Genomic DNA, 21,748 nt, shown 5'->3' on the forward strand with positions numbered 1-21,748 from the left:
GCCGCTCCCGGTAGAGGTCCTGGTAGTCCGCCATGGCGTTGGTGATGGCCCAGGCGACCGAGCCGGTGTGCCCGAAGTGGGCGATGCCGGGGACACCGGGTACAGCCAGGCCCACGACGTCGAACTCGGGGCAGGACAGGTGGATCTGCTGGTAGACGCCCGGGTCCTCGATCCAGCGGTGGGGGTCGCCGGCGATCACGGCCTGCCCGGTGACCGTCCGCTCACCGCCGATCAGCCAGCCGTTGCTGCCGGAGGTGCCGGGGCCGTCGGTGGCGAAGAGGCCGATGGCGTCCGCGCCCAGGTGCGCGGCGACCTGCTCGCGCCAGAGCTTGGCCGGGAACCCGGCGAAGAGGATGTGGGTGGCGAGCCAGACGCCGAGCGGGGTCCAGGGTTCCCAGCGGCCCGGGGTGAGACCGGTGCGGGCGAACTCGGGGGCGGTGCTGTCGGCCAGACCCACGTTGACCCCGTCGACGTACGCGCGCACCCATCGCGCCGTCCCGGGGTCCCGTCTCTCCAGGTCCGCGAAGCAGCGTCGCGCGGTGTCGTCGACTCTGGCCCGTCTCGCGAACCGGTCCCAGGCCAGGGCGCTCGCGCCGAGGAAGGACGCCGAGGTGCCCTGCGCCCGGTGACGCTCGACCTCCAGCTGCCAGGCCCGGTCGCGGGCGGTGACGAGGCCCTGCGCATGGGCGAGTTCGGCCGCGCTGCCCGCGCGCAGGTGCGGAATGCCCCAGGCGTCACGGTAGATCTCGGTGGCCACGCTGCGCCCCCTCTTCCCTTTAGGTTAGGCTTGCCTAAGTCCAGACTGTGGCCGGAATCGTACGCGAAGGGGCGGGAAAGCGATGGGGCAGGGGCGGGGTTGGGAGGGCGCGGTCCTCAAACTGATGCGCGGCAAGGACTTCGAGTTCACGGTGACGGAGGTCGAGGACGTCACCCCGGAGTACCGGCGGCTGCGCTTCACCGACGGCGGTCTGCTGGCCGCCACCGGAGTGCACCCCACCATGTGGGTACGGCTGTGGTTCGACAACGCGGGCAAGCCGCACCAGCGCGCCTACACCCTGGTCGACCCGGACGCCGAGGCCGGCACCTTCGGCCTGGAGTTCGCCCTGCACGAGGGGTGCGCCAGCGACTGGGCCAGGGCGGCGAAGCCGGGCGACACCATCGAGGCGACCGTCCAGGGCACCGGCTTCGAGCACCCGGACCCCGCGCCCTCGCACGTCTTCGCCGTGGGCGACCCGGCCTCGCTGCCGGCCATCAACTCCCTTCTGGACGCCCTGGGTTCCGCCCCGGCCACCGTCTGGTTCGAGGGCGACGACGACCTGCCGTTCCGCACCGACCCGGACCGGCACGAACTGCGCAAGGTGCCGCGCCAGGACTCCGGCGCCCACCTTGTCGACCGCGTGAAGTCGGAGCTGCCCGGCCTGCTCCAGGGCACGGCCGACCCCTACGTCTGGATCGCCTGCGACACGGTGACGACCCGGGCCCTGACGGCCTACGTCCGCAAGGAACTGGGCCTGCCCAAGCAGCGGGTGCACGCGCTGGGCTACTGGCGGGCCACCTGAGCAGCGGGACGGACCGCCCCGGGGGATGATCGGGGCATGGACGTCACTCTTCACCTCGCCCAGGATCCCGAGGCCGACGCGCTGCTCGGCCGCAGCCCGCTCGCCGCGCTGGTCGGCATGCTGCTGGACCAGCAGGTACCGATGGAGTGGGCGTTCAAGGGCCCGGCGACGATCGCCCAGCGGCTCGGCACGGACGACCTGGACGCGCACGAGATCGCCGCGCACGAGCCGGAAGCCTTCGCCGCGCTGCTGTCCCAGAAGCCTGCGGTGCACCGCTACCCGGGTTCCATGGCCAAGCGGATCCAGCAGCTGTGCCAGTACCTCGTCGAGCACTACGACGGTGACGCCGAGGCCGTCTGGAAGGATGTCGCCACCGGCAAGGACCTGCTGAAGCGGCTCGCCGAACTGCCCGGCTTCGGCAAGCAGAAGGCCCAGATCTTCCTCGCCCTGCTCGGCAAGCAGCTCGGGGTCCGGCCCACCGGCTGGCGGGAGGCGGCGGGCGCCTACGGCGAGCCGGACTCCTTCCGCTCGGTCGCCGACATCACGGGGCCCGAGTCCCTGGTCAAGGTCAGGGCGCACAAGCAGGAGATGAAGGCGGCGGCGAAGGCCTCCGGCAAGTAGCAGTGACTCGGGTGACTCCGGGGCCGTGTCAGCTCGGCCGTGTGTGCTCGGCGGTGACCGCCACGGCCTCCGGCAAGTAGCAGTGACCCCGGAGCCGTGTCAGCTCGGCCGTGACTGCCAGGCTGCGTCCGCTTGGCCGTGTGCACCAAGCCCTGTCGGCTCGGCCCTGTCTGCTCGGCCATAACCGCTCAGCCGTGACCGCCGGGCTGTGACTGCTCGGCCGTGTTGCCAGGCTGCGTCCGCTGAGCCGTGACCGCTCAGCCATGACTGCCAGGCTGCGTCCGCTCGGCCCTGTCCGCCAGGCTGTGACCGACCGGCTGTGACCACTCGACCCCGTCCGCTCGGCCGTGACTGCCCGGCCATGACCACCTGGCCGTGACTGCCCGGCCGTAACCACTCGACTCTGTCCGCCCAGCCCTTACCGCCAGGCTGCTTCCGCTCTCTCATGACCCGGCCGTGCCCCCTCGGCCGCGGCTGCCCGGCTGTGACCCCTGGGCCGTGACTGCCCGGCCGCGCCCCCTCGGCCCTGACCACTCGACCCTGTCCGCCCAGCCGTTACCGCCAGGCCGGGACCGCCCGGCCGTGTCCGTGGCCTCGCGCCTGTCGTCCGCCTGGCCCGGCCCAGGTGGCGAGCCCCTCGGGCCGGGGCCGAGCATGAACCATGGCCGAGCCACCGAGCGGCTCCCCCCGGGGCCGGGAGCATGACACCGACCGCGAGCACGCGCCCCTGGGTCTGGAACCCCCCGTCCGGCAGGGCCCGGGCCCGAACGGTCCCCACTCCCGTGACCAGCACGAACGGCACGGCAGCACGCCGCCCGTGGCCCCGGACCACTGGCCGTACGACCCCCAGGCGCCTAAGGCGCTCCGGGCCACCGGCCCTCGCGAACGGACCGCACGGCCCGGGCGGCAGGACCCCTGGCCCTCCGACCCGCACGGCCCGGGTCCCTCCGCGGAGAGCCACCGCGTCCCGGACACCGGCATGGACCGGACGGGCGGATCTCGCAGCAGGCGGGATGAACGGCGTGGCCGCGGCGGGGAGTGACCTCCCGTGGCCTCCGCACCGCAGCCGGCCCCCCGCAGCCCGCGTCGACACGCCTGGCTACGGGTGCTCGTCCTGCTGCTCGCCCTGCTCGTGCCGGGCGCACACGCGGAGGCCCACACGGGGTGGACGGCCGGTGTCCCCGGCGAGACCACAACCGTCGAGTGCGACCTCCTCGACACCGCCCTGCGCCCACCGGCCAGAGCCGCCCGCCGTACCGCCGCCGTACCGCTGAGCCCTGCCACGGTCCCGGGCCCCGGGCCCGCGTCCACCGCACAGCACCCGGTTCCCGTACCGCCGAACCCGCCGCTCGACCCTCGCCCCCTGCGTTCCGAGGTCCTGCGCTGCTGACAGGACGGACCCGCCCCGGTCCGTCCGTCCCGCACGGAACCAGTACGACGAGGAACGACGAGGAACCAGCCATGCTTCAAGACCCTTACGCCGTCCTGCGCGCCCTCCTGCGTGCGGAGGCCGCCCGCAGCACTCCCAAGCCCCACCCCGAGCCCGACACGCGGAAGCCGCAGCAGCCCTCGAAGGGAGCGAGAGGCAACCGCGGCTGAGGCCCACGCCCGGCGGAGGCACACGGACGCCTCCGCCGGCCTGAGGAGTTCAAGGACCTGAGCGCTCTCAAGCGACCTGACAACTCCGCCGGCCCGAGGACCCGGACCCGAGCACGCCGAAGGCCTGATGGCTCGGACGACCGCAGGCCCTCGCCTCCCGCCTACCGCCTCCGCCGCCCCGACCGCCGAGCCGTGCCGTGCCGAACAGCGATCTCGTGATCTCCCGTCCGATCTGCGTCCCCACCGACCGGGGCCAGAGACTGGAACACCCCGCTCCCGACCACCTGCTCCACAGCGGACTGCCGTTCCTCTTCGCGGTTCCCGCGGTTCCCCGGGTTCTCGGGAACCCCGAGGTTCCCGGGGCGCGGCCTCCAGCATCTCGTCGGGCCCCTTCGCACCCCGCCCGCGCTCCAGCCGCTCGTACGCCGACGTGGCGGGTTGAGCATCGCCGGCGGCATCCGGATCTGCGCGTCCGGCAGGCACTGCCCGTCCCACAGCAGGGCACCCAGATGGAGGGCCGGGCCGGTGAACGCGTAGCCGGATGCGATCCGCAACGCGTCCTGGGGGAGGGCGGCGGCACGCTCGGACACTTCCGGGGCCGGCGCCGACGGCAGGGTCTCGCGATCCGGCATGTTCACGCACCTGTTCCGGGTTCGTACCGCCTTGTATTGATTTTTTCAGCGTCGCACTCGCTCGCCATGGCTGCGCCCGGAAGGTCTTGACCGGTAGGCTTTCCGTGTGATCTTCAAGCGCATCGGAAACGGCCGGCCGTACCCCGACCACGGCCGGGAAAGCACCCGGCAGTGGGCGGACGTCGCGCCGCGCCCGGTCCGCCTCGATCAGCTCGTGACGACCAAGGGTCAGCTCGATCTGGAAACACTGCTCGCCGAGGACTCCACGTTCTACGGCGACCTCTTCGCGCACGTCGTGAAGTGGCAGGGCGACCTGTACCTGGAGGACGGGCTGCACCGCGCGGTGCGGGCGGCGCTCCAGCAGCGTCAGGTGCTGCACGCGCGCGTGCTCGAGCTCGACTGATCCCCGCCGCGATAGCGGGTTGGCCCTTTCGGGGTTCGTCTGATCCGTCTGGGCGATGTCGAATGATCATCTAGTAGGCATCGTCGCCCGGGCGCACTACGCTGCACTCATGAGCATGCTGACTCCCCCCGGCATGGGCGGCAAGTACCGCATCACGGGCAACAAGTACCCCAAGATGCGCCGGCCCCGGCGGCGCGGCAGGCTCGTCGGCCTGACCGTCGCGTCCGTCGTCGTCCTCGGCGTGGGTGGCTGGGGCACGCTGCAGCTCATCGACGTCTTCACCGGTGGCGGCAGAAAGGCTTCGGCGGCCGGAGACGGCACGGACTGCGGCGTCAAGACCAAGGCGAGCCCCTCGCCCAGCGCCAAGCCCCTGCCCGAGCCGCGCACGATCACCGTCAACGTGCTCAACGCCACCACCCGCGGCGGACTGGCGAAGAAGACCGCCGACGAGCTGAAGAAGCGCGGCTTCAAGATCGGCGACGTGGGCAACGCGACCAAGCAGTACGACAAGAAGGTCAAGGGCACCGGCCTGCTCCTCGGCCCCGCCACCGCCCTCGACACCGCGCTGCCCGTGCTCGGCACCCAGCTCCCGGGGGCCGAACGGCGTACCGAGGCAGCCCGTAAGGGCGCAACCGTCGACCTCGTCATCGGGGACGGCTTCAAGGAGCTGGCCAAACAGCAGGACGCCGACCGGGCGCTGACCAAGCTGGCCAGGCCCGAGCCGGCGCCCACGACGAAGAAGGGCTGCTAGGGCCTGTCGCCAGGCCCCGGGGGAATTACTCGGCCGCCCCGTACATCCGGTCCCCCGCGTCGCCGAGGCCCGGCACGATGTAGCCGTGCTCGTTCAGCCGCTCGTCGACCGAGGCGGTCACGACCGTCACCGGCGTGCCGGCCAGCTCGCGCTCCATGATCTCGACGCCCTCGGGGGCGGCCAGCAGCACCACGGCGGTCACGTCGTCGGCGCCGCGCCGGATCAGCTCCTGGATCGCCGCGACCAGCGTGCCGCCGGTGGCGAGCATCGGGTCGAGCACATACACCTGACGCCCCGACAGGTCCTCCGGCATCCGCGTCGCGTACGTGGAGGCCTGCAGCGTCTCCTCGTTGCGGATCATGCCGAGGAAGCCCACCTCGGCGGTCGGCAGCAGCCGGACCATGCCGTCCAGCATGCCGAGGCCGGCCCGCAGGATCGGCACCACCAGTGGCCGCGGGTGGGACAGCTTGACACCCGTGGTCCGCTCGACCGGCGTCTGGATGTCGACCTGTTCGGTGCGCACGTCACGCGTGGCCTCGTAGGCGAGCAGGGTGACCAGCTCGTCGGCGAGACGGCGGAAGGTCGCGGAGTCGGTGCGCTGGTCGCGCAGCGTGGTGAGTTTGTGGGCGACCAGAGGGTGGTCGACGACGTGGAGACGCATGTCCACAACATTAACCGGGCGGGGTGCCGCGGGCCGCACGGCAAGGTCGCCGTCCGGCCGTCACCCGAAGGCTGGCGTCAAACCGCCCGTCCGGGGGAAGGTGGGAAAGACGGACTGGGGGTGGTGAACCAGATGCCCGACCGGGATTTCCGAGACGATCCGTCGCCGCGCATACGGCCGGGGGCGGGCCCGGAGCCCGACCAGACGGACGGGACCGACGAGTCCGACGCCGAGCGCCGCCGGCGTCGCGCCCGGTTCCTGCGCGATCTGGCCGAGGCCCGGGAGCTGCGCGACCGCGTCCAGCCGCGCCGCGCCAAGACGGCCCGGCTGCGCCACGCCATGCGCATGCGCACCTTCCGCTGGTAGGAAACCGGTGCGGAAACCTCCGGCAAAGATCACGAACCGCGCGGAGGTTGTCGTGGTTGACCGTGCGTGCAGCGGGGTAAAGCCGCGTACGATCCGCAGGTGGTGGCAACGGGCGTGCGAACAGAACTGCCCAACACAGGGAGCCGAAGACGTCCCCTGAACGCCTTGTTTCTGCCACGATTCCGAGTGGGTGGGGCTCGGACGAGCACTCCCCGCCCGTAACCTCCGCCGGGGGGACCCCCAACCGGCACGCCTATGACCAGTGGGAGAGTCACGGTGTACTTCGCCGCACTGCTCGCGCGCACCGAAGACGGGTGGGAAGCGAGCGACACAGAGCTCGACGATGTGGAAACCCTGTCGGATCTCGCCGACCTGGCCCGTGAAGCCTCCCCCGACGAGGACACGGTGCTCGTGCTCATCGAGCAGGAGGACGCCTGGTTCGGCGTGGTCCGCGTGGACGGCGAGGAGGACCCTCGCATCTACGTCTCGGACGCCGCCGCCGCTGCCCGCAGCAGCTACGGCGAGATCCTCCTCACCGACGAGCTGCTCGGCCGCGATCCGGATGACGGGGATGTCCTCGACGCCCTCGACCTCGACGGCACCGAGGACGGTGAATCCGACGAGGACGACGACGATGCCGAGGCCGGCGCCGGGACCGCCGGCGCCGCCGACGTGCCGCACGGCCCGGTCGGCGACGCCCTGATCCTGGACGACCTCGGCGTGAGCGAGAAGGAACTGCGCCTGATGTCGACGGACGCCGTCACCGAGATCGCCGAGTCCCTGGGCGCCTCGGAAACCCTGGAGACCGTCCGCTGACCGGTCGCGCCGCAGCGGGCCCACCGGATCCTGTTCCCGCGGGTTCGCAAGATCAGGGCCCCACGAGTCCGCAGGGTCCGGTACCCATGAGTCCGCAGGGTCCGGTACCCGGGGGTTCGCGGGGTCCGGTCCCCGAGGGCTCGCGGGGTCCGGTCCCCGAGGGCTCGCGGGGTCCGGTCCCCGAGGGTTCGCGGGTTCAGGGGCCCGGGGGTTCGCCGCTACAGGGGCCTGAGGGCTCGCCGGATCAGGGCTCCGCGAGTCCGGCGCATCCCGCTTCCGGCGGTTCGCCGGACCAGGGCCCCGCGAGCACGGCGCATCCCGCCTCCGGGGGTACGCCGGACCAGGGCTCCGCGAGCGCGCCGGATTCCATTCCCGCGGGCTCGCAGGATCAGGGCCCGGCAGATTCGCAAGATCAGACCCCTGCGAGTCCGGCGTACCCCGTCCCCGCGGGTTCGCCGGACCAGGTACCAGCGAGCCCGCCCGATCCCGGTCCTGCGGATTCGCAAGATCAGGCCCCCGCAAGCCCGCCCGATCCCGCGTCCGCGGGTTCGCCGGACCGGGGCTCCGCGAGCCCGCCTGATCCCGTTCGGGATCCCTGGCGGGCCGCGATGCGGATCGCCCTGGGTGAGGCCGCCGAGGCCGTTCGGGGCGGGGACGTGCCCGTCGGGGCCGTTGTGCTGGCGCCGGACGGCACGACCGTGCTCGCGGTCGGGCACAACGAGCGCGAGGCCGATGGCGATCCGACGGCCCACGCGGAGCTCCTCGCCCTGCGGCGGGCCGCGGCCGCCCTCGGCACGTGGCGGCTCGCCGGCTGCACCCTCGTCGTGACGCTGGAGCCCTGCACGATGTGCGCGGGCGCGATCCAGCAGTCCCGCGTCGACCGGCTCGTCTACGGCGCCCGCGACGAGAAGGCCGGCGCGGTCGGATCGCTCTGGGACCTCGTCCGCGATCGGCGGCTCAACCACCGCCCCGAGGTGATCGAGGGCGTGCTGGCCGAGGAGTGCGCGGGACTGCTCACCGCGTTCTTCCGCGGTCGCTGAATACCGATTTCAAAGCATGCGGCACCTTGCTGTAAGGTCTCCCTCGGTAGCGTGTCCGAGCGGCCGAAGGAGCTCGCCTCGAAAGCGAGTGTGGCGCAAGTCACCGAGGGTTCAAATCCCTCCGCTACCGCTTCAGAAGGGCCCCGTCGTCAGGCGGGGCCCTTCGTGCGATCAGCCCCTTCGTGCGATCAGCCCCTTCGTGCGATCGGCCCTTCGTGCGATCATGTGCGCTGCATGGGACACCAGTGACAGGGGAGGCCGCGATGGCGGTGAACGCGAAGAAGGTCGCCGTCTACGCCCTCGTGGTCTTCGCGCTGTACGTGATCATCACGGACCCGAAGACGGCGGCCGACTACGTCTTTATAGGATTCCAGGGTGTTTCGGACGCCGCCGGGGCCCTCGGCGACTTCGCCACATGGGTCGCCAAGGGAGGAAAGTGATGATCCGCCACCTGGTGCTCTTCAAGCTCAACGAGGGCGTCGAGCGCGACGACCCACGGGTCGTGAACGGCGTCGAAGCCTTCCGCGCGCTCGGCGACAAGATCCCGGAGCTCCGCTTCTGGGAGCTCGGCTGGAACGTCAGCGACCGTCCCATCGCGTACGACTTCGCCATCAACTCGGCCTGCGACGACGCGGACGCGCTGCGGCGGTACGTGGAGCACCCCGACCATCAGGCGGGGGTCGCACTGTGGCGCGAGTTCGCCACGTGGGTGATCGCGGACTACGAGTTCTGACCGTTCCGAACCCAGCCGTTCCGGGCCCCCTGTCGCTGCGACAGGGGGCTCTTGTGTTGCGTGAGTTGATTTGTGCGGTGTTCATCCCTCAACACGTAGTTATGGGGTGCTTGCACACAGTGCACATGTCTTGTGATGCTATGACCGCTTTTGATGGAAGAGTTGACGGATGAGTTGACGATGACGAGGTGGAGTTGACCGTGCTGGCCAGTACCGCACCTCAGGCACCGTCCCCTCCAGCGCCGGCTCCTCAAGCCCCTCCGCCTCATCAGGCACCGGCCCCTCAGGGAGCCCCTGCCCAGGGAGCCCCTGCCCAGGCCGCGCCCGTGGAGGCCGCTCCGGCTGCGCCCCAGCGGAGCAGCCGGGGTGCCGACACCCGGGCGCTCACGCAGGTCCTCTTCGCGGAGCTCAAGGAGCTCCAGCCGGGCACGCCGGAGCACGACCGCGTGCGCGGGGCGCTCATCGAGGCCAACCTCCCGCTCGTGCGCTACGCGGCCGCCCGGTTCCGCTCCCGCAACGAGCCGATGGAGGACGTCGTCCAGGTCGGCACGATCGGGCTCATCAACGCCATCGACCGCTTCGACCCGGACCGGGGCGTGCAGTTCCCGACGTTCGCGATGCCGACGGTCGTCGGCGAGATCAAGCGGTACTTCCGCGACAATGTCCGCACCGTCCATGTGCCGCGCCGGCTGCACGAGCTGTGGGTGCAGGTGAACAGCGCGACGGAGGACCTGACGACCTCCTTCGGGCGGACCCCGACGACCTCCGAGATCGCCGAGCGGCTGCGCATCACCGAGGACGAGGTGCTGTCCTGCATCGAGGCCGGGCGGTCGTACCACGCGACCTCCCTGGAGGCCGCCCAGGAGGGCGACGGGCTGCCGGGGCTGCTGGACCGGCTCGGCTACGAGGATCCCGCGCTGGACGGCGTGGAGCACCGGGACCTCGTACGGCACCTGCTCGTCCAGCTGCCCGAGCGGGAGCAGCGGATCCTGCTGCTGCGGTACTACAGCAATCTCACGCAGTCTCAGATCAGTGCGGAGCTCGGTGTCTCGCAGATGCATGTGTCGCGGCTACTCGCGCGTAGTTTCCAGAGATTGCGGTCTGCGAACCGTATCGACGCGTAACCGCAAACGTTAGCGAGAGGTCACCTCGGGGAGGGAATCGCTCATCAGGGCCGTTCCCGACAGTTGAGAGCCGAAAGACCGTCAGACCCCTTGTTTGCAGGGCGGATTCGCGTCTCAGATGTCGACATGTCACTACAGCGTGTTGCCGACATGTGACATTCTGCGGGAAGCGCGTTTGCCGGAGCTTCGGCTCCGGTATTCAGGTGAAGGCTGCGTTCCTCAGACGGGGACGTTCGCCGCGACCGTCCCGCGACCCAAAGGGGGTGGCATGTCCGTAGAACAGGGCAGCTCGAAGGTGCTCACGCTCACGGAGAGCGAGACAGCTCCCCATGCTCTCGACTCACTCGGCCCCATCGATGACGCACCGGCCCTCCCGGCCGAGTCCGTTCCGGTCCTTCCGGCTGCGGGCGCCATCGACACCCGCACCCTGTCCCGCTCCCTGTTCCTGCGGCTGGCCGCGCTCGACGAGGACAGCCCCGAGCGTGCGTACGTCCGTGACACGCTCATCGAGCTCAATCTCCCGCTGGTGCGGTACGCCGCCGCGCGGTTCCGGTCCCGGAACGAGCCGATGGAGGACATCGTCCAGGTCGGCACGATCGGGCTGATCAAGGCGATCGACCGGTTCGACTGCGAACGGGGCGTGGAGTTCCCGACGTTCGCGATGCCGACGGTGGTCGGGGAGATCAAGCGGTTCTTCCGGGACACGTCGTGGTCGGTGCGGGTGCCACGCCGGCTGCAGGAGCTGCGGCTCGCGCTGACCAAGGCGAGTGACGAGCTCTCGCAGAAGCTGGACCGGTCGCCGACGGTGACCGAACTGGCCGCGGTGCTCGGGGTGTCCGAGGAGGACGTCGTCGACGGGCTGGCGGTGGGGAACGCGTACACCGCGTCCTCGCTGGACTCGCCGGCGCCGGAGGACGACGGTGGCGAGGGGTCGCTGGCGGATCGGCTGGGGTACGAGGACACCGCGCTGGAGGGTGTGGAGTACCGGGAGTCGCTGAAGCCGCTGCTGGCGAAGCTGCCACCTCGGGAGCGGCGGATCATCATGCTGCGCTTCTTCGCGAACATGACGCAGTCGCAGATCGGCGAGGAGGTCGGCATCTCGCAGATGCACGTCTCCCGACTGCTGACCCGGACGCTGGCGCAGCTCCGGGAAGGCCTGATCTCGGACTGACGGAGTCCTGATGGAGTCCTGACGGAGGGCTGGGGCGCGGCTGTTGGGGCCGCGCCGTATGCCTGTGCCTGAACGGGGCGCCGGTGGGGGTGCGCGTTCGTCTCGCCTGACGCCGGTGAGTCGGGGCCGCGCCGTATGCCTGTGCCTGAACGGGACGCCCGTGGGGGTGCGCGCCTTCGCCTTCTCGCCGGTGGTGGGTCGGGGCCGCGCCGTATGCCTGTGCCTGAACGGGACGCCCGTGGGGGTGCGCGCCTTCGCCTTCTCGCCGGTGGTGGGTCGGGGCCGCGCCGGGGGGTGTCCGTCCTCGGAACGGCGCGATGGGGTTGCGTACCGACTAACCGTCCGTTGACGCGCCAACCGCTGCGGGCGGACACCCCCCGACACGACCCCTTCTCGCCGCACGCGGGTGCGGGAGCGTCGTGGCTCGCGCCGTACGGGCTTTGGGTGCGGGCTTCATCCCGGCTCGCACCGCAGGCATACGGGTGCCGGCTCATCCCGACTCGCGCCGCGCGCGCACGAGCGCGGGTTCAATCCCGGCTCGCGCCGCACGCGCATGAGGCGGGTCTCGCTTACGTCGCAGGCGCGCGGCGGCTGCCTCAGCCGCGGGCGCCCGCTCCGCCTGGCTGCGTAGCGCCCCCGCTACGGACGTGCGCACCGCCCAGCCGCGGGCATGCGAGCCGCCCCCGCTGCGCGCATGCGTGCCGCTGGGGGCGGCACGGGTGGGCGCAGCGGCACCCCGCTACGCCGGGCTGCGGACCCACCCCGCCTCAGCAGCAACGCCGGGTGCCCCGCTGCTCAGGGGCGCAGACCCACCCCGCCTCAGCAAAGCAACGGCGAGCCGTGTGCGTTACGCCAGGGCCAGCCAGGCCACCGCCGCGACGATCGCTACCGCGGCGATCACGCCGAGGATGAGGCCGATGCGGGGGCCGCCGCTGGAGGAGGCCGCTGCCTGACGGCCCTGCGGGGCCTCGTCGACGAACGCGCGGAACATCTGGGTGCTGCCGGCGGGGTCGTGATTGCCCTGCGGGGCCTGGTTGTTAGCCATGGCCCGAGACCCTAGCGAAAACGGCGGGGCTCCCCAAGTGGGGGTTGAGGTTCCGTTTGAGGCCGAGTGCCCCGTACCGACGGCCACGCCACCTGCACGTTTACTCCCGCAATACTTGCCTTTGCCAAGTTTTTATGCCGCACACAACCCTTTTATTTGCCTGCAGCAACCAATAGCTTCTATGGTTGCCCTAAGCAACGAAAGCGGGAGGCGTCATGGCCGAAAAGGCGCAGTACGAAGAGCTGGTCCGCCAGTTCAGCGCCTTCGGCGCCGTGAAGCGGGAGCTCGGACGGATCATGCCCGCCGAGTGCCCCGGCGGGTCGGCGGCCGTGCTGACCCTGCTGGGCCGCCACGGCGACATGCGCATGAGCAAGCTCGCCGAGCTACTGGCGGTGGACATGTCGGTCACCAGCCGCCACGTCGCGCACGTCGTGGACCGGGGCTGGATCGAACGCTCCCCCGACCCCGCGGACAAACGCTCACGCATCCTGCGCCTCACACCCGCGGGCCACACACAGCTCGACGAGCTGTCCCGGCGGACCACCGAGGTCCTCGCCGAGCGCCTGAGCGACTGGACCGACGAAGAGGTCGGCCAGCTCACCAGCCTCATGGCGCGGCTGAGGGAGAGCTTCGACTGCCGGCCCGGGACCCGGGCCGCGCCGGCCGCTTTCGACCAGACCACCCGTACACCCGCAAGCACATAAGAAAAGGAAGCCCATGGCAACGACCACACCAGCCGGTGTGCGGGCTCATGCCAAGCACGGGGGAGGCTCCCACGGCTCCTCCGGCGACGGCGCTCCGATGACGCACCGGCAGATCATGGAGGCCCTCACCGGTCTTCTGCTCGGCATGTTCGTCGCGATCCTGTCGTCGACGATCGTCTCCAACGCCCTGCCCCGGATCATCAGCGACCTCGGTGGCGGCCAGAGCGCCTACACCTGGGTCGTCACCGCGTCCCTGCTGACGATGACCGCCTCCACTCCGCTGTGGGGCAAGCTCGCCGACCTGTTCTCCAAGAAGCTGCTGATCCAGTTCGCGCTGGTCATCTTCGTACTCGGTTCGGCGGCGGCCGGCATGTCCCAGAACCCGGGCATGCTCATCACCTTCCGCGCGGTCCAGGGCATCGGCATGGGCGGTCTGTCCGCGCTGGCCCAGATCATCATGGCGGCGATGATCTCGCCGCGTGAGCGCGGCCGGTACAACGGCTACCTCGGCGCCACCTTCGCCACCGCCATGGTCGGCGGCCCGCTGGTCGGCGGTGTCATCACCGACACCGACTGGCTCGGCTGGCGCTGGTGCTTCTACGTCGGCGTGCCCTTCGCCGTGATCGCCCTGATCGTGCTGCAGAAGACCCTGCACCTGCCCGTGGTCAAGCGGAAGGTCAAGGTCGACTGGGGCGGCGCCTTCCTGATCACCGCGGCCGTGTGCCTGCTCCTGATCTGGGTCACCTTCGCCGGTGACAAGTACGACTGGGTGTCCTGGCAGGCGTACGCCATGGTCGGCGGATCGCTCGTGCTGCTCGCGCTGTTCGTCCTCGTGGAGTCGAAGGCGAGCGAGCCGATCATCCCGCTGCGGCTGTTCCGCAACCGCACCATCACGCTGGCCTCCGTGGCCTCCCTGTTCGTCGGTGTCGCGATGTTCGCCGGGACCGTCTTCTTCAGCCAGTACTTCCAGCTTGCCCGGGACAAGTCGCCGACGATGTCCGGCGTCATGACGATCCCGATGATCGCGGGCCTGTTCGTCTCCTCCACCGTCTCCGGCCAGGTCATCACCCGGACCGGCCGCTGGAAGGCGTGGCTGATCGGCGGCGGTGTGCTGGTGACCGCGGGCCTCGGCCTGCTGGGCACCATCCGGTACGACACCGAGTACTGGCACATAGCGATCTTCATGGCGCTGCTGGGTCTCGGCATCGGCATGATGATGCAGAACCTGGTGCTGTGCACGCAGAACCAGGTGGAGCCGGCCGACCTGGGTGCCGCCAGCTCCACGGTGACCTTCTTCCGGTCCCTCGGCGGTGCGATGGGCGTCTCCGCCCTGGGCGCCGTCCTCGGCACCCGGATCACCGACTACGTCAAGGACGGCCTGGCCGACCTCGGCCCCAAGGGCGCGGCCCTCGGTCACGCCGGCACGGGCGGGGGCGGCATCCCCGACCTGAGCACGATGCCCGCGCCGATCCGCACCGTCGTGGAGAGCGCCTACGGCCACGGTGTCGCGGACGTGTTCCTCTACTCGGCCCCGATGGCGCTGCTCGCGCTGCTGGTGGCGCTGTTCATCAAGGAGGTCCCGTTGAAGACGAAGGGCGGGCTGGCGCAGGCCGCCGACACGGAGACGCCGGCCGTGGTTCCGGCCGAGGTCGCCGTCGAGGCCACCGAGGCGGAGAAGGCCGTGCCGAGCTGGGCCGTGGCCGAGACCGAGGCCGTCGACGAGGCCGGGCCCGAGGGGACGCAGCGGCTCGCCGCCGTCGCCACGGCGGTGCGTGCCGAGGAGACCTCCGGTGGTGTCCCGGTCCGCGGTTTCGTCCGCGGGAACGAGTCGGCGCCGGTGCCGCAGGCCGCCGTCACGCTGATCTCGCTGGCCGGGCGCCAGCTGGGCCGGTCCGTGGCGCAGGCCGACGGCTCGTACGCGGTGGACGCCCCGGGCTCCGGTTCGTACGTGCTGATCGCCTCCGCCGACGGCTTCCAGCCGCAGGCGTCCACGGTCGTGGTGAACGGCGAGCCGGTCGCCTACGACATCCTGCTCAGCGGCACCAGCGGGCTGACCGGCCTGGTGCGGGCCGCCGAGAGCGGGCAGCCGGTCAAGGACGCCATGGTCATCGTCACGGATGTGCGCGGGGACCTGCTGGCCAACGGCACCACGGGTGAGCAGGGCGAGTTCTCCTTCGCCGAGCTGGTGCCGGGGTCGGTGACCATCGCGGTGAACGCCGCCGGGTACCGGCCGCGCGCCCTGCCCGTCGAGGTGGGCGGCACCGGGGTCACCCGGGTCGAGATCGACCTGGACCCGGGCGCCCGCGTCCAGGGTGTCGTCCGCGCCCCGCACGGCCCGCTGGCCGACGCCCGGGTCACGCTGGTCGACCAGGCGGGCAACGTCGTCGGCTCGGCAACGACCGGGACGGACGGGGCGTACGCCTTCACCGACCTGGACGGCGGCGAGTACACGGTCATCGCCACGGGTTACCCGCCGGTGGCCACCGCCCTGACGGTCACGGGCGCCGGCACAGACGCCCACGACATCGAACTCGCCCACCCCGGCGAGTAGCGACGACCCCGGCCCGCGACGGGTGGGCGCGCTCCGAGCGGAGGTGCGCCCCCTGTCGCGGGCCGGCTTCTTTCCGAGGAGTAGCTGAGATGGGACTGACCGCGAGGATCCGTACCCGGGACGGATGGGCCGTGTCGCACGCGGTCGTCACGGTGGCGGACATGACCGGCGCGCAGGTGCTGCGGGCCGAGGCCGACGCGGAGGGCGCCGTACGGGACGCGACGCCGCTGGAGCCGGGGGCATACACCGTCATCGTCACGGCGGTGGGTTATGCGCCCGCTGCCTCCAGCGTGATCGTGACCGCTGGGGGCACCTCCCGCTCGAGCGAAGCCGAGAGTGGGGGAGGGCGGGCCGAGGTCGGCTCGGTGACGCTGGCCCGGCAGGGCGGCACCGAGCTGCCGCCGCCCGGGCCGTGGACCGTCGACCCGGTGCACTCCAGCGTGGCCGCCGTGGCCCAGCACCTGGGCATCTCCAGCGTGCACGGCCGGTTCACGGAGTTCTCCGGCTCGATCGAGATCGCCCCGGACGACGTCACCAAGTCGCGGGTGGAGGCGGTGATCCGGGCCGCGTCCATCGACACCGGCAACGGCATGCGCGACGGACACCTGAAGTCGCCGGACTTTCTCGATGTCGAGCGGTTCCCGGAGATCACCTTCCGGTCCACCGGGCTGACGGCGACCGGGTCCGACCGGTGGACCGTGTGGGGGGAGCTGGGCATGCATGGTGTCGTGCGGCCCGTGGATCTCGATCTGGCCTACCTCGGCACGGGCCTGGACCCGTGGGGCGGCACCCGGGCGGCGTTCCGCGCGACGACCGAGCTGCACCGCGAGGACTTCGCGATGAACTACAACCAGGTCCTCCAAGCGGGCATCGCCGCCATCGGCACGACGCTCAAGGTCGAGCTGGACATCCAGGCCGTGCAGGGCGAGTCACTTCCCGCGGCGTGAGTCCGGGGCGGACACCCTAGCCACCAACTGGCCGCACAGGTCCCGGAGCTTGACGTTCCGGTCCTGCGAGGCCCGGCGCAGCCGCTCCAGCGCGATCCGCGCGTCGATCCGCTCCCGGGCCATCAGGATGCCGATCGCCTGGTCGATGACGCTGCGGGAGAGCAGCGCGGTGCGCACATCGGCCGCCGACTGACGCCGGCGCTCGATCCGCAGCGCCACGTCGATCGCGTCCCCCGACCGGGCCGCGAAGGCACGGGCCGGGTCCCGGCCCGTGCCCAGCGCACCGGCCCGCACCCCGTAGAAGTTGATCGCGGCGCCGCTCTCGCCCTCCACGGCGACCGGCACCGCCAGCGCGCAGCGGACGCCCGCGGACAGCGCGTACTCCGTGTACGAGGGCCAGCGCGACTCCTCGGCCAGATCCGGGGCGTACTGCTCCTCACCCGTCTCGGCCGCGTCGACGCAGGGCCCCGAGCCGTTCTCGTACTGGCGCAGGTCCAGGCCGCTCGGCATGCCGTCGCTGCCGGCCAGGGTGAGCAGCCGACCGGCGCGGCGCACGGTGATACTGCACGCGTCGGCGCCGGGCACTTCCTGCACCGCGCGGTCGGTCAGATCGCGCAGCAGGGTGTCGAGACCACTGCTGCGCACCATCGCCTGGTCCAGCGTGTCGGACGTCTCGGAACTCATGACCGTACGGGTATCCCGTCACCGGTCATACACGCCACCTACGTAATTCCTCACACTTCAGGGGGCGTTGGGCGCACTCACGATCCGGCGGGCGAGATCGCGCAGCTTCACGTTCTCCCGCTGGGAGGCCCGCACCAGGCTCTCGAAGGCAGCGGTCGCGTCGATGCCCTGACGCTCCATGAGGATGCCGGTGGCCTGGCCGATCAGGTCCCTGGTGTGCATGGCCTCGGTGAGCTGCTCGCGCACCGTCGCGGAGTCCAGGGCGATGCTGACGTGCGTGCTGAACAGCCGGCCGACGCGGGTGGCCTCCTCGTCGAAGGCGCCCGGTTTGCGCGCGTAGGCCGTGAGGACGGTCAGCCGGCGCCGGTCGGCGCGCAGTCTCAGCGACAGCGCCGAGCGCAGGCCCAGGGCCGCCAGCACGTCCCAGCCGTCGTCCGCCTCGCTGTCCGTTATCCGCGCGACCGGGCTCTCCCACAACCGGTCCCACAGCCCGCGCTGTTCGCGGCCGGTGTACCGGGACTCGGCGGAGCGCACGACCTCGTCCGTCCAGGCCAGCGTGCGGATCTTGTTGCCGCGCTCGATCACGGAGATCCCGGCGTGCTCGGCGCCCGGCATGAGATGCACGGCCAGCCGGACCGCGGTGCGCAGCGTGCTGTGCGGTGTGAGGGTCTCGTGCAGTTGCTGCGACGCCACCGTCAGCGCTTCGGCCAGCTCGGAGCCGACCGGAAAACGGGGCAAATCAGGAAACTCGGACGCAGCCACCACGAACCTCTTCGGCATGCACGGCCAACGGCCGTGCGCAGGAGAGCTCCGCAGCACATTCCCGACTGCGAGCACAGGACGGACAGCACTCTAACTGCTCGGTTGCCTCCAAGTGACGTCCGGCCGACGCCGCCATGGGGCGCTTCCGCCACCCGCCCCTCGCATGGTGGAATGGCACCACGGGTCAGGAAGCGGCCTTACCGGAATCCGGACGAACGTCTGCCAGGTGAGTGCCGTGACCTTCTTCACGAATCCCACAGAACCGCGCGACCTTCCCGGTCGCGTCCACCTCACGATGCCCGCCGAGATCGACTTCTGTAACGCGGCGGAGCTGCTGCCCGTCCTCATGTCCGCGGTCCGCGCCCGTGGGGACCGGCTGGAGATCCTCGTCCTCGACCTGTCCACGACCTCTTTCATGGACTCCCAGGGCATCCGCCTCATCAACGACGTACGGCGCCGGCTGCGCCCCGGGGCCGCGGTGCGTCTGGTGGCCCGGCCGGAGGGGACCACGAGCCGCGTCCTGGAGGTGACGGGCCTGCGCCGGGACGTCCCCGTGTACGACAACCTCGCCGAGGCCCTGGCGTCGTAGGCTGCGGCACATGGCACCGAACATCGCGACGAACACCCGTGTCTCCCTGGACGAGTTGCTCGACTTCGTACGCCCCCGGCACCACGCGATCCTGCTGACCCGGCGGACCGACGGCGGCCCCCAGGGCTCCCCGCTGACCTGCGGTGTCGACGACTCCGGCCGGATCGTGGTCTCCACCTACCCGGAGCGCGCCAAGACCCGCAACGCCAAGCGGGACCCACGCGTGAGCCTGCTCGTGCTCAGCGACGACTGGAACGGCCCCTGGGTGCAGATCGACGGCACGGCCGAGATCATCGACTCCCCCGACTCCGTCGAACCGCTCGTGGAGTACTACCTGAACATCGCCGGGGAGCACCCCGACTGGGACGAGTACCGCGCGGCCATGCTCAAGCAGGGCAAGTCGATCATCCGGATCACGCCGGAGCGGTGGGGGCCGGTGGCGACCGGGGGGTTCCCGGCGCGGCTGGTGGAGGGGGAGTAGGTCAGCTCTTCCCGGGGGCTCCGCCCTCGCGGGCGACCATCGCCTCGATGCCCGCGATCAGCAGTTCCAGCGCGAACTCGAAGTCGCGCTCCAGCATCTCGGCGACCGTGTCGCCGCCGCGCGCCGCCATGATCTCCCGGGACTCCTGGAGGACATCGGCGGCCTGCGGGGCGGCGGTCACGGTGTCCAGGGCATGCTGGAAGTACTCGTCCACGCTCATGCCGCCGGCGGTGGCCCGGGAGGCGAGATGGCCCTCCAGGGTGCCGTAGCCGTAGACGAACTGGAAGACGGCCGAGATCGTGCTCGTCATGCGTTTCGCGGGCAGCCCGGTTCTGCGGACGACGCGTTGCACGACCCGTGAGAACGCCAGGTTGTTGGGACCGATGTTGAGGAAGACGCCGACCAGCGCGGACACCCAGGGGTGGCGCACCAGCAGCGTCCGGTACTCCCGGGCGAGGGCCCGCACCTGGTCCCGCCAGTCCTCACCGGAGTCCGGATCGGGCAGCCGCACCTCGCCCATGACCTTGTCGAGGGCGAGTTCGAGCAGGTCGTCCTTGGTGTCGACGTACCAGTAGACGGACATCGCCGTCACGTTCAGCTCGGCGGCGAGCCTCCGCATGGAGAACTTGGCCAGCCCCTCGGCGTCCAGCAGCCGCACGGTGACCTCGATGATCCGGTCCCGGTCCAGCCCCGAGGGCTGCCCGCCACCGCGCCGCCGGTGCGCCTTGCCGTCCAGCCAGACACTGGACCGCGCGGCCTTCTCGGCTGCCTTCGCCATGGCGCACCTTCCTCGATCTTTCAGCGCCGCTCATGCTAGACGCGCTGTCCTTTCAGGGGCGCGGGGCTGAGTCAATGTGCGGCTCCGCCGCGTGAGCGCGATCAACCACGACGAACCCGCACCCGCGCGCTACGAGCAGCCCCGCGCTCCTAGGCGGACTCTGCCCGCTCAGCACGTCGAAGCAACGCCGCCGCGACCAGCCCGCCCGCCAGCACGGCAGCCGCCCCCACCAACTGACTCGTCTCCAGGCCGGAGGCGAACGCGTCGGAGATGCGCGCCTTCTCCTCGGCGCTGTCGGCCGCCGCCAGCGCCGCCGGCAACGACGCCGCGGACACGGCGACCAGCGACGCGAACCGGGAGTTGAGCACGGCACCGAGGACGGCGACGCCCAGCCCGTTGCCGAACTCCGCGAGCGTGCCGTTGATCCCCGCTCCCACACCCGCCTTCTCCGGCGGTATCGCACCCATGATCGCGTTGGCCATCGCCGGCATGGACAGGGCCACACCCGCGCCCATCACGATCAGCCCGAGCAGCATGCCCCCGTACCCGTGGCCCCCGAGCAGCGCGATCGCCGCGAGCCCAGCGGACACCAGGGTCATGCCGAGCGTGATCGCCGCCGGGGTTCCGGCCTTGAGGACCAGCTTCGCCCCGACCCCCGTGAAATTGAGCGCGACGACGGTCAGCGCCAGCGGCGCCGTCCGCAGCCCGGCGTCCAGCGGCTCGTAGCCGAGCACGAACTGCAGGTGCTGCGTGAGCAGGAACAGCGACCCCGTCATGCCGAACGCCACGAGGATCGCACCCGCGACCGCGCCCACGAACTTCTGGTTGCGGAAGAAGTGCATGTCGAGCATCGGGTGCTCGGTCCGCAGCTCCCACAGCACGAACAGACCGAGCACGACCACGCCGATCAGCGCCGAGACCAGCACCTGCGCGGAGGTCCAGCCGTGCTCGGGCCCGGTGATGATCGCGTACACCACGGCCGTCATGCCGATGGTGGAGAGCACCGCGCCGAGCAGGTCGGGCCGGTCACCGGACTTGTGCTTGGACTCCGGCACCAGTGCGGCGACCGCGACCAGGCCGAGCAGGGCGACCGGAATGTTGATCAGGAAGATCGCGCCCCACCAGAAGTGGTTCAGCATCACACCGCCGATCAGCGGCCCGGCCGCGAAACCGAGCGAACTGACCGTCGACCAGAGCGCGATGGCCTTCACGCGCTCCTGGTCGTCGAAGATCTGCACGACCACGGCGAGGATGGTGGTCATCAGCAGGGCCCCGCCGACGCCCATGCCGGCCCGGGCCGCGATCAGCTGGCCGGGGCTCTGGGAGAGTCCGGCCGCGAGCGAGCCCAGGCCGAAGATCGCGAGGCCGGACATCAGCAGCAGCTTGCGGCCGTAGCGGTCGGCGGCGTTCCCGGCGGTGAGCAGCAGGCCGGACTGCACCAGTGCGTACGCGTTCATCATCCACTGGACATCGGCGGTCGAGGCGTCCATCTCGCGGGTGAGCGAGGGGATGGCCACGTTGAGGATCGTGTTGTCGAGCAGCACGGTGAGCTGCGCGAGGCAGATGACACCGAGGATCAGCCAGCGCTGGGGGTGGCCGCCCGGTGCGGTGTGCGGCAGGGCCGTTTCCTGGGGGGACGTCGTCATGCTGTACACCGTAGAACAGTCCTTATACGGCGTACAACGGAGTTTCGGCGAGGACGGCGAAGGGCGGTGGCTTTCGGCCACCGCC

The 21,748-nt window shown here is 71.1% G+C and carries 25 protein-coding genes and 1 tRNA gene; 19 read left to right on the top strand and 7 right to left on the bottom strand.

The features are described 5' to 3' along the window. Window positions 1–757 (bottom strand): penicillin acylase family protein (locus K4G64_RS24705; RefSeq protein ID WP_221758200.1); only part of this gene is annotated, 757 nt, incomplete at its 3' end. A gap of 82 nt (window positions 758–839) precedes the next feature. Here K4G64_RS24705 and K4G64_RS24710 point away from each other — a divergent pair. The 6 genes from K4G64_RS24710 to K4G64_RS24735 all read left to right on the top strand — a co-directional run bounded on the left by K4G64_RS24710 (window position 840) and on the right by K4G64_RS24735 (window position 5,565). Continuing rightward, window positions 840–1,559 carry a siderophore-interacting protein gene (locus tag K4G64_RS24710; protein ID WP_221758201.1) on the top strand — a complete coding sequence of 240 codons (720 nt, stop codon included), beginning with the start codon at window positions 840–842 and terminating at the stop codon, window positions 1,557–1,559. A 36-nt stretch (window positions 1,560–1,595) separates the two neighbouring features. After that, window positions 1,596–2,180 carry an HhH-GPD-type base excision DNA repair protein gene (locus K4G64_RS24715; protein WP_221758202.1) on the top strand — a complete coding sequence of 195 codons (585 nt, stop codon included), beginning with the start codon at window positions 1,596–1,598 and terminating at the stop codon, window positions 2,178–2,180. A 1,048-nt stretch (window positions 2,181–3,228) separates the two neighbouring features. Then, window positions 3,229–3,570, top strand: a complete 342-nt coding sequence (locus K4G64_RS24720) for a hypothetical protein (RefSeq protein WP_221758203.1) — start codon at window positions 3,229–3,231, stop codon at window positions 3,568–3,570. 71 nt (window positions 3,571–3,641) lie between these two features. Beyond that, window positions 3,642–3,779 carry a hypothetical protein gene (locus K4G64_RS24725; protein ID WP_221758204.1) on the top strand — a complete coding sequence of 46 codons (138 nt, stop codon included), beginning with the start codon at window positions 3,642–3,644 and terminating at the stop codon, window positions 3,777–3,779. Between the two features lie 738 nt (window positions 3,780–4,517). Continuing rightward, window positions 4,518–4,814, top strand: coding sequence for a type II toxin-antitoxin system VapB family antitoxin (locus K4G64_RS24730; protein ID WP_003999914.1), 297 nt, complete (start codon window positions 4,518–4,520; stop codon window positions 4,812–4,814). 133 nt (window positions 4,815–4,947) lie between these two features. Next, window positions 4,948–5,565 carry a LytR C-terminal domain-containing protein gene (locus K4G64_RS24735; protein ID WP_221758222.1) on the top strand — a complete coding sequence of 206 codons (618 nt, stop codon included), beginning with the start codon at window positions 4,948–4,950 and terminating at the stop codon, window positions 5,563–5,565. A 25-nt stretch (window positions 5,566–5,590) separates the two neighbouring features. On the opposite strand, the gene upp is transcribed toward K4G64_RS24735, so the two are convergent. Continuing rightward, window positions 5,591–6,226: a uracil phosphoribosyltransferase gene (upp, locus tag K4G64_RS24740; RefSeq protein ID WP_030850262.1), complete on the bottom strand. Its 636-nt coding sequence runs from the start codon at window positions 6,224–6,226 to the stop codon at window positions 5,591–5,593. A gap of 132 nt (window positions 6,227–6,358) precedes the next feature. Between upp and K4G64_RS24745 the strand changes: the two genes are divergently transcribed. The 8 genes from K4G64_RS24745 to K4G64_RS24785 all read left to right on the top strand — a co-directional run bounded on the left by K4G64_RS24745 (window position 6,359) and on the right by K4G64_RS24785 (window position 11,476). After that, window positions 6,359–6,592: a hypothetical protein gene (locus K4G64_RS24745; RefSeq protein ID WP_185008110.1), complete on the top strand. Its 234-nt coding sequence runs from the start codon at window positions 6,359–6,361 to the stop codon at window positions 6,590–6,592. A gap of 276 nt (window positions 6,593–6,868) precedes the next feature. Continuing rightward, a complete protein-coding gene (locus tag K4G64_RS24750; RefSeq protein WP_221758223.1) occupies window positions 6,869–7,408 on the top strand; it encodes a hypothetical protein in 540 nt (179 codons plus the stop codon). Between the two features lie 608 nt (window positions 7,409–8,016). Next, window positions 8,017–8,448, top strand: a complete 432-nt coding sequence (tadA, locus tag K4G64_RS24760) for a tRNA adenosine(34) deaminase TadA (protein WP_221758205.1) — start codon at window positions 8,017–8,019, stop codon at window positions 8,446–8,448. A gap of 45 nt (window positions 8,449–8,493) precedes the next feature. Next, a tRNA-Ser gene (locus tag K4G64_RS24765) sits at window positions 8,494–8,578 on the top strand. A gap of 133 nt (window positions 8,579–8,711) precedes the next feature. Beyond that, entirely contained in the window at window positions 8,712–8,888 is a 177-nt protein-coding gene (locus K4G64_RS24770) for a hypothetical protein (RefSeq protein ID WP_221758206.1), read from the top strand. Further along, complete coding sequence (locus K4G64_RS24775; protein WP_221758207.1) at window positions 8,888–9,181, top strand: Dabb family protein; 294 nt, start codon at window positions 8,888–8,890, stop codon at window positions 9,179–9,181. The genes K4G64_RS24770 and K4G64_RS24775 overlap by 1 nt, the downstream gene beginning before the upstream one ends. A 188-nt stretch (window positions 9,182–9,369) precedes the next feature. Next, window positions 9,370–10,305 (top strand): RNA polymerase sigma factor SigF, encoded by a 936-nt coding sequence (locus tag K4G64_RS24780; protein ID WP_221758208.1) that lies wholly within the window; start codon window positions 9,370–9,372, stop codon window positions 10,303–10,305. A 268-nt stretch (window positions 10,306–10,573) separates the two neighbouring features. Continuing rightward, on the top strand, window positions 10,574–11,476 hold the full coding sequence (locus tag K4G64_RS24785; RefSeq protein ID WP_221758209.1) for an RNA polymerase sigma factor SigF: 903 nt from the start codon (window positions 10,574–10,576) through the stop codon (window positions 11,474–11,476). A gap of 847 nt (window positions 11,477–12,323) precedes the next feature. Here K4G64_RS24785 and K4G64_RS24790 read toward each other — a convergent pair. Then, complete coding sequence (locus tag K4G64_RS24790; protein WP_184847865.1) at window positions 12,324–12,521, bottom strand: hypothetical protein; 198 nt, start codon at window positions 12,519–12,521, stop codon at window positions 12,324–12,326. 215 nt (window positions 12,522–12,736) lie between these two features. Here K4G64_RS24790 and K4G64_RS24795 point away from each other — a divergent pair, with 215 nt between their 5' ends. The 3 genes from K4G64_RS24795 to K4G64_RS24805 all read left to right on the top strand — a co-directional run bounded on the left by K4G64_RS24795 (window position 12,737) and on the right by K4G64_RS24805 (window position 16,723). Further along, window positions 12,737–13,225: a MarR family winged helix-turn-helix transcriptional regulator gene (locus tag K4G64_RS24795; RefSeq protein ID WP_031102579.1), complete on the top strand. Its 489-nt coding sequence runs from the start codon at window positions 12,737–12,739 to the stop codon at window positions 13,223–13,225. A gap of 13 nt (window positions 13,226–13,238) precedes the next feature. Then, on the top strand, window positions 13,239–15,776 hold the full coding sequence (locus tag K4G64_RS24800; RefSeq protein WP_221758210.1) for an MFS transporter: 2,538 nt from the start codon (window positions 13,239–13,241) through the stop codon (window positions 15,774–15,776). An 89-nt stretch (window positions 15,777–15,865) separates the two neighbouring features. Continuing rightward, on the top strand, window positions 15,866–16,723 hold the full coding sequence (locus K4G64_RS24805) for a YceI family protein (protein ID WP_221758211.1): 858 nt from the start codon (window positions 15,866–15,868) through the stop codon (window positions 16,721–16,723). Here the strand turns inward: K4G64_RS24805 and K4G64_RS24810 are convergent. Then, window positions 16,706–17,407, bottom strand: coding sequence for a GAF and ANTAR domain-containing protein (locus tag K4G64_RS24810; RefSeq protein ID WP_221758212.1), 702 nt, complete (start codon window positions 17,405–17,407; stop codon window positions 16,706–16,708). The genes K4G64_RS24805 and K4G64_RS24810 overlap by 18 nt on opposite strands. Window positions 17,408–17,464: 57 nt before the next feature. Continuing rightward, the gene (locus tag K4G64_RS24815) at window positions 17,465–18,187 is read right to left on the bottom strand and encodes a GAF and ANTAR domain-containing protein (RefSeq protein ID WP_221758213.1); all 723 of its coding nucleotides are present in this window, start codon (window positions 18,185–18,187) and stop codon (window positions 17,465–17,467) included. Window positions 18,188–18,464: 277 nt separating this feature from the next. On the opposite strand from K4G64_RS24815, the gene K4G64_RS24820 reads away from it, so the two are divergent. Continuing rightward, window positions 18,465–18,758, top strand: coding sequence for an STAS domain-containing protein (locus tag K4G64_RS24820; RefSeq protein ID WP_374206443.1), 294 nt, complete (start codon window positions 18,465–18,467; stop codon window positions 18,756–18,758). A gap of 10 nt (window positions 18,759–18,768) precedes the next feature. After that, window positions 18,769–19,239, top strand: coding sequence for a PPOX class F420-dependent oxidoreductase (locus K4G64_RS24825; RefSeq protein WP_221758215.1), 471 nt, complete (start codon window positions 18,769–18,771; stop codon window positions 19,237–19,239). Between the two features lies 1 nt (window position 19,240). On the opposite strand, the gene K4G64_RS24830 is transcribed toward K4G64_RS24825, so the two are convergent. Both K4G64_RS24830 and K4G64_RS24835 read right to left on the bottom strand, forming a co-directional pair. After that, window positions 19,241–20,017 carry a TetR/AcrR family transcriptional regulator gene (locus K4G64_RS24830; protein WP_221758216.1) on the bottom strand — a complete coding sequence of 259 codons (777 nt, stop codon included), beginning with the start codon at window positions 20,015–20,017 and terminating at the stop codon, window positions 19,241–19,243. Between the two features lie 149 nt (window positions 20,018–20,166). Then, the gene (locus K4G64_RS24835; RefSeq protein ID WP_221758217.1) at window positions 20,167–21,663 is read right to left on the bottom strand and encodes an MFS transporter; all 1,497 of its coding nucleotides are present in this window, start codon (window positions 21,661–21,663) and stop codon (window positions 20,167–20,169) included. Window positions 21,664–21,748: the final 85 nt, after the last annotated feature.

Source organism: Streptomyces sp. WAC04114 (genome assembly GCF_019733245.1).
GTDB classification, from domain to species: domain Bacteria; phylum Actinomycetota; class Actinomycetes; order Streptomycetales; family Streptomycetaceae; genus Streptomyces; species Streptomyces massasporeus_A.

Bases quoted from the DNA above. Each gene is read 5' to 3' on its own strand.
- K4G64_RS24710 (WP_221758201.1), top strand. From the start codon at position 840: ATGGGGCAGGGGCGGGGTTGGGAGGGCGCGGTCCTCAAACTGATGCGC.
- K4G64_RS24715 (WP_221758202.1), top strand. From the start codon at position 1,596: ATGGACGTCACTCTTCACCTCGCCCAGGATCCCGAGGCCGACGCGCTG.
- K4G64_RS24725 (WP_221758204.1), top strand. From the start codon at position 3,642: ATGCTTCAAGACCCTTACGCCGTCCTGCGCGCCCTCCTGCGTGCGGAG.
- K4G64_RS24735 (WP_221758222.1), top strand. From the start codon at position 4,948: ATGGGCGGCAAGTACCGCATCACGGGCAACAAGTACCCCAAGATGCGC.
- upp (WP_030850262.1), bottom strand. From the start codon at position 6,226: ATGCGTCTCCACGTCGTCGACCACCCTCTGGTCGCCCACAAACTCACC.
- K4G64_RS24745 (WP_185008110.1), top strand. From the start codon at position 6,359: ATGCCCGACCGGGATTTCCGAGACGATCCGTCGCCGCGCATACGGCCG.
- tadA (WP_221758205.1), top strand. From the start codon at position 8,017: ATGCGGATCGCCCTGGGTGAGGCCGCCGAGGCCGTTCGGGGCGGGGAC.
- K4G64_RS24770 (WP_221758206.1), top strand. From the start codon at position 8,712: ATGGCGGTGAACGCGAAGAAGGTCGCCGTCTACGCCCTCGTGGTCTTC.
- K4G64_RS24775 (WP_221758207.1), top strand. From the start codon at position 8,888: ATGATCCGCCACCTGGTGCTCTTCAAGCTCAACGAGGGCGTCGAGCGC.
- K4G64_RS24785 (WP_221758209.1), top strand. From the start codon at position 10,574: ATGTCCGTAGAACAGGGCAGCTCGAAGGTGCTCACGCTCACGGAGAGC.
- K4G64_RS24790 (WP_184847865.1), bottom strand. From the start codon at position 12,521: ATGGCTAACAACCAGGCCCCGCAGGGCAATCACGACCCCGCCGGCAGC.
- K4G64_RS24795 (WP_031102579.1), top strand. From the start codon at position 12,737: ATGGCCGAAAAGGCGCAGTACGAAGAGCTGGTCCGCCAGTTCAGCGCC.
- K4G64_RS24800 (WP_221758210.1), top strand. From the start codon at position 13,239: ATGGCAACGACCACACCAGCCGGTGTGCGGGCTCATGCCAAGCACGGG.
- K4G64_RS24805 (WP_221758211.1), top strand. From the start codon at position 15,866: ATGGGACTGACCGCGAGGATCCGTACCCGGGACGGATGGGCCGTGTCG.
- K4G64_RS24810 (WP_221758212.1), bottom strand. From the start codon at position 17,407: ATGAGTTCCGAGACGTCCGACACGCTGGACCAGGCGATGGTGCGCAGC.
- K4G64_RS24815 (WP_221758213.1), bottom strand. From the start codon at position 18,187: ATGCCGAAGAGGTTCGTGGTGGCTGCGTCCGAGTTTCCTGATTTGCCC.
- K4G64_RS24820 (WP_374206443.1), top strand. From the start codon at position 18,465: ATGCCCGCCGAGATCGACTTCTGTAACGCGGCGGAGCTGCTGCCCGTC.
- K4G64_RS24825 (WP_221758215.1), top strand. From the start codon at position 18,769: ATGGCACCGAACATCGCGACGAACACCCGTGTCTCCCTGGACGAGTTG.
- K4G64_RS24830 (WP_221758216.1), bottom strand. From the start codon at position 20,017: ATGGCGAAGGCAGCCGAGAAGGCCGCGCGGTCCAGTGTCTGGCTGGAC.
- K4G64_RS24835 (WP_221758217.1), bottom strand. From the start codon at position 21,663: ATGACGACGTCCCCCCAGGAAACGGCCCTGCCGCACACCGCACCGGGC.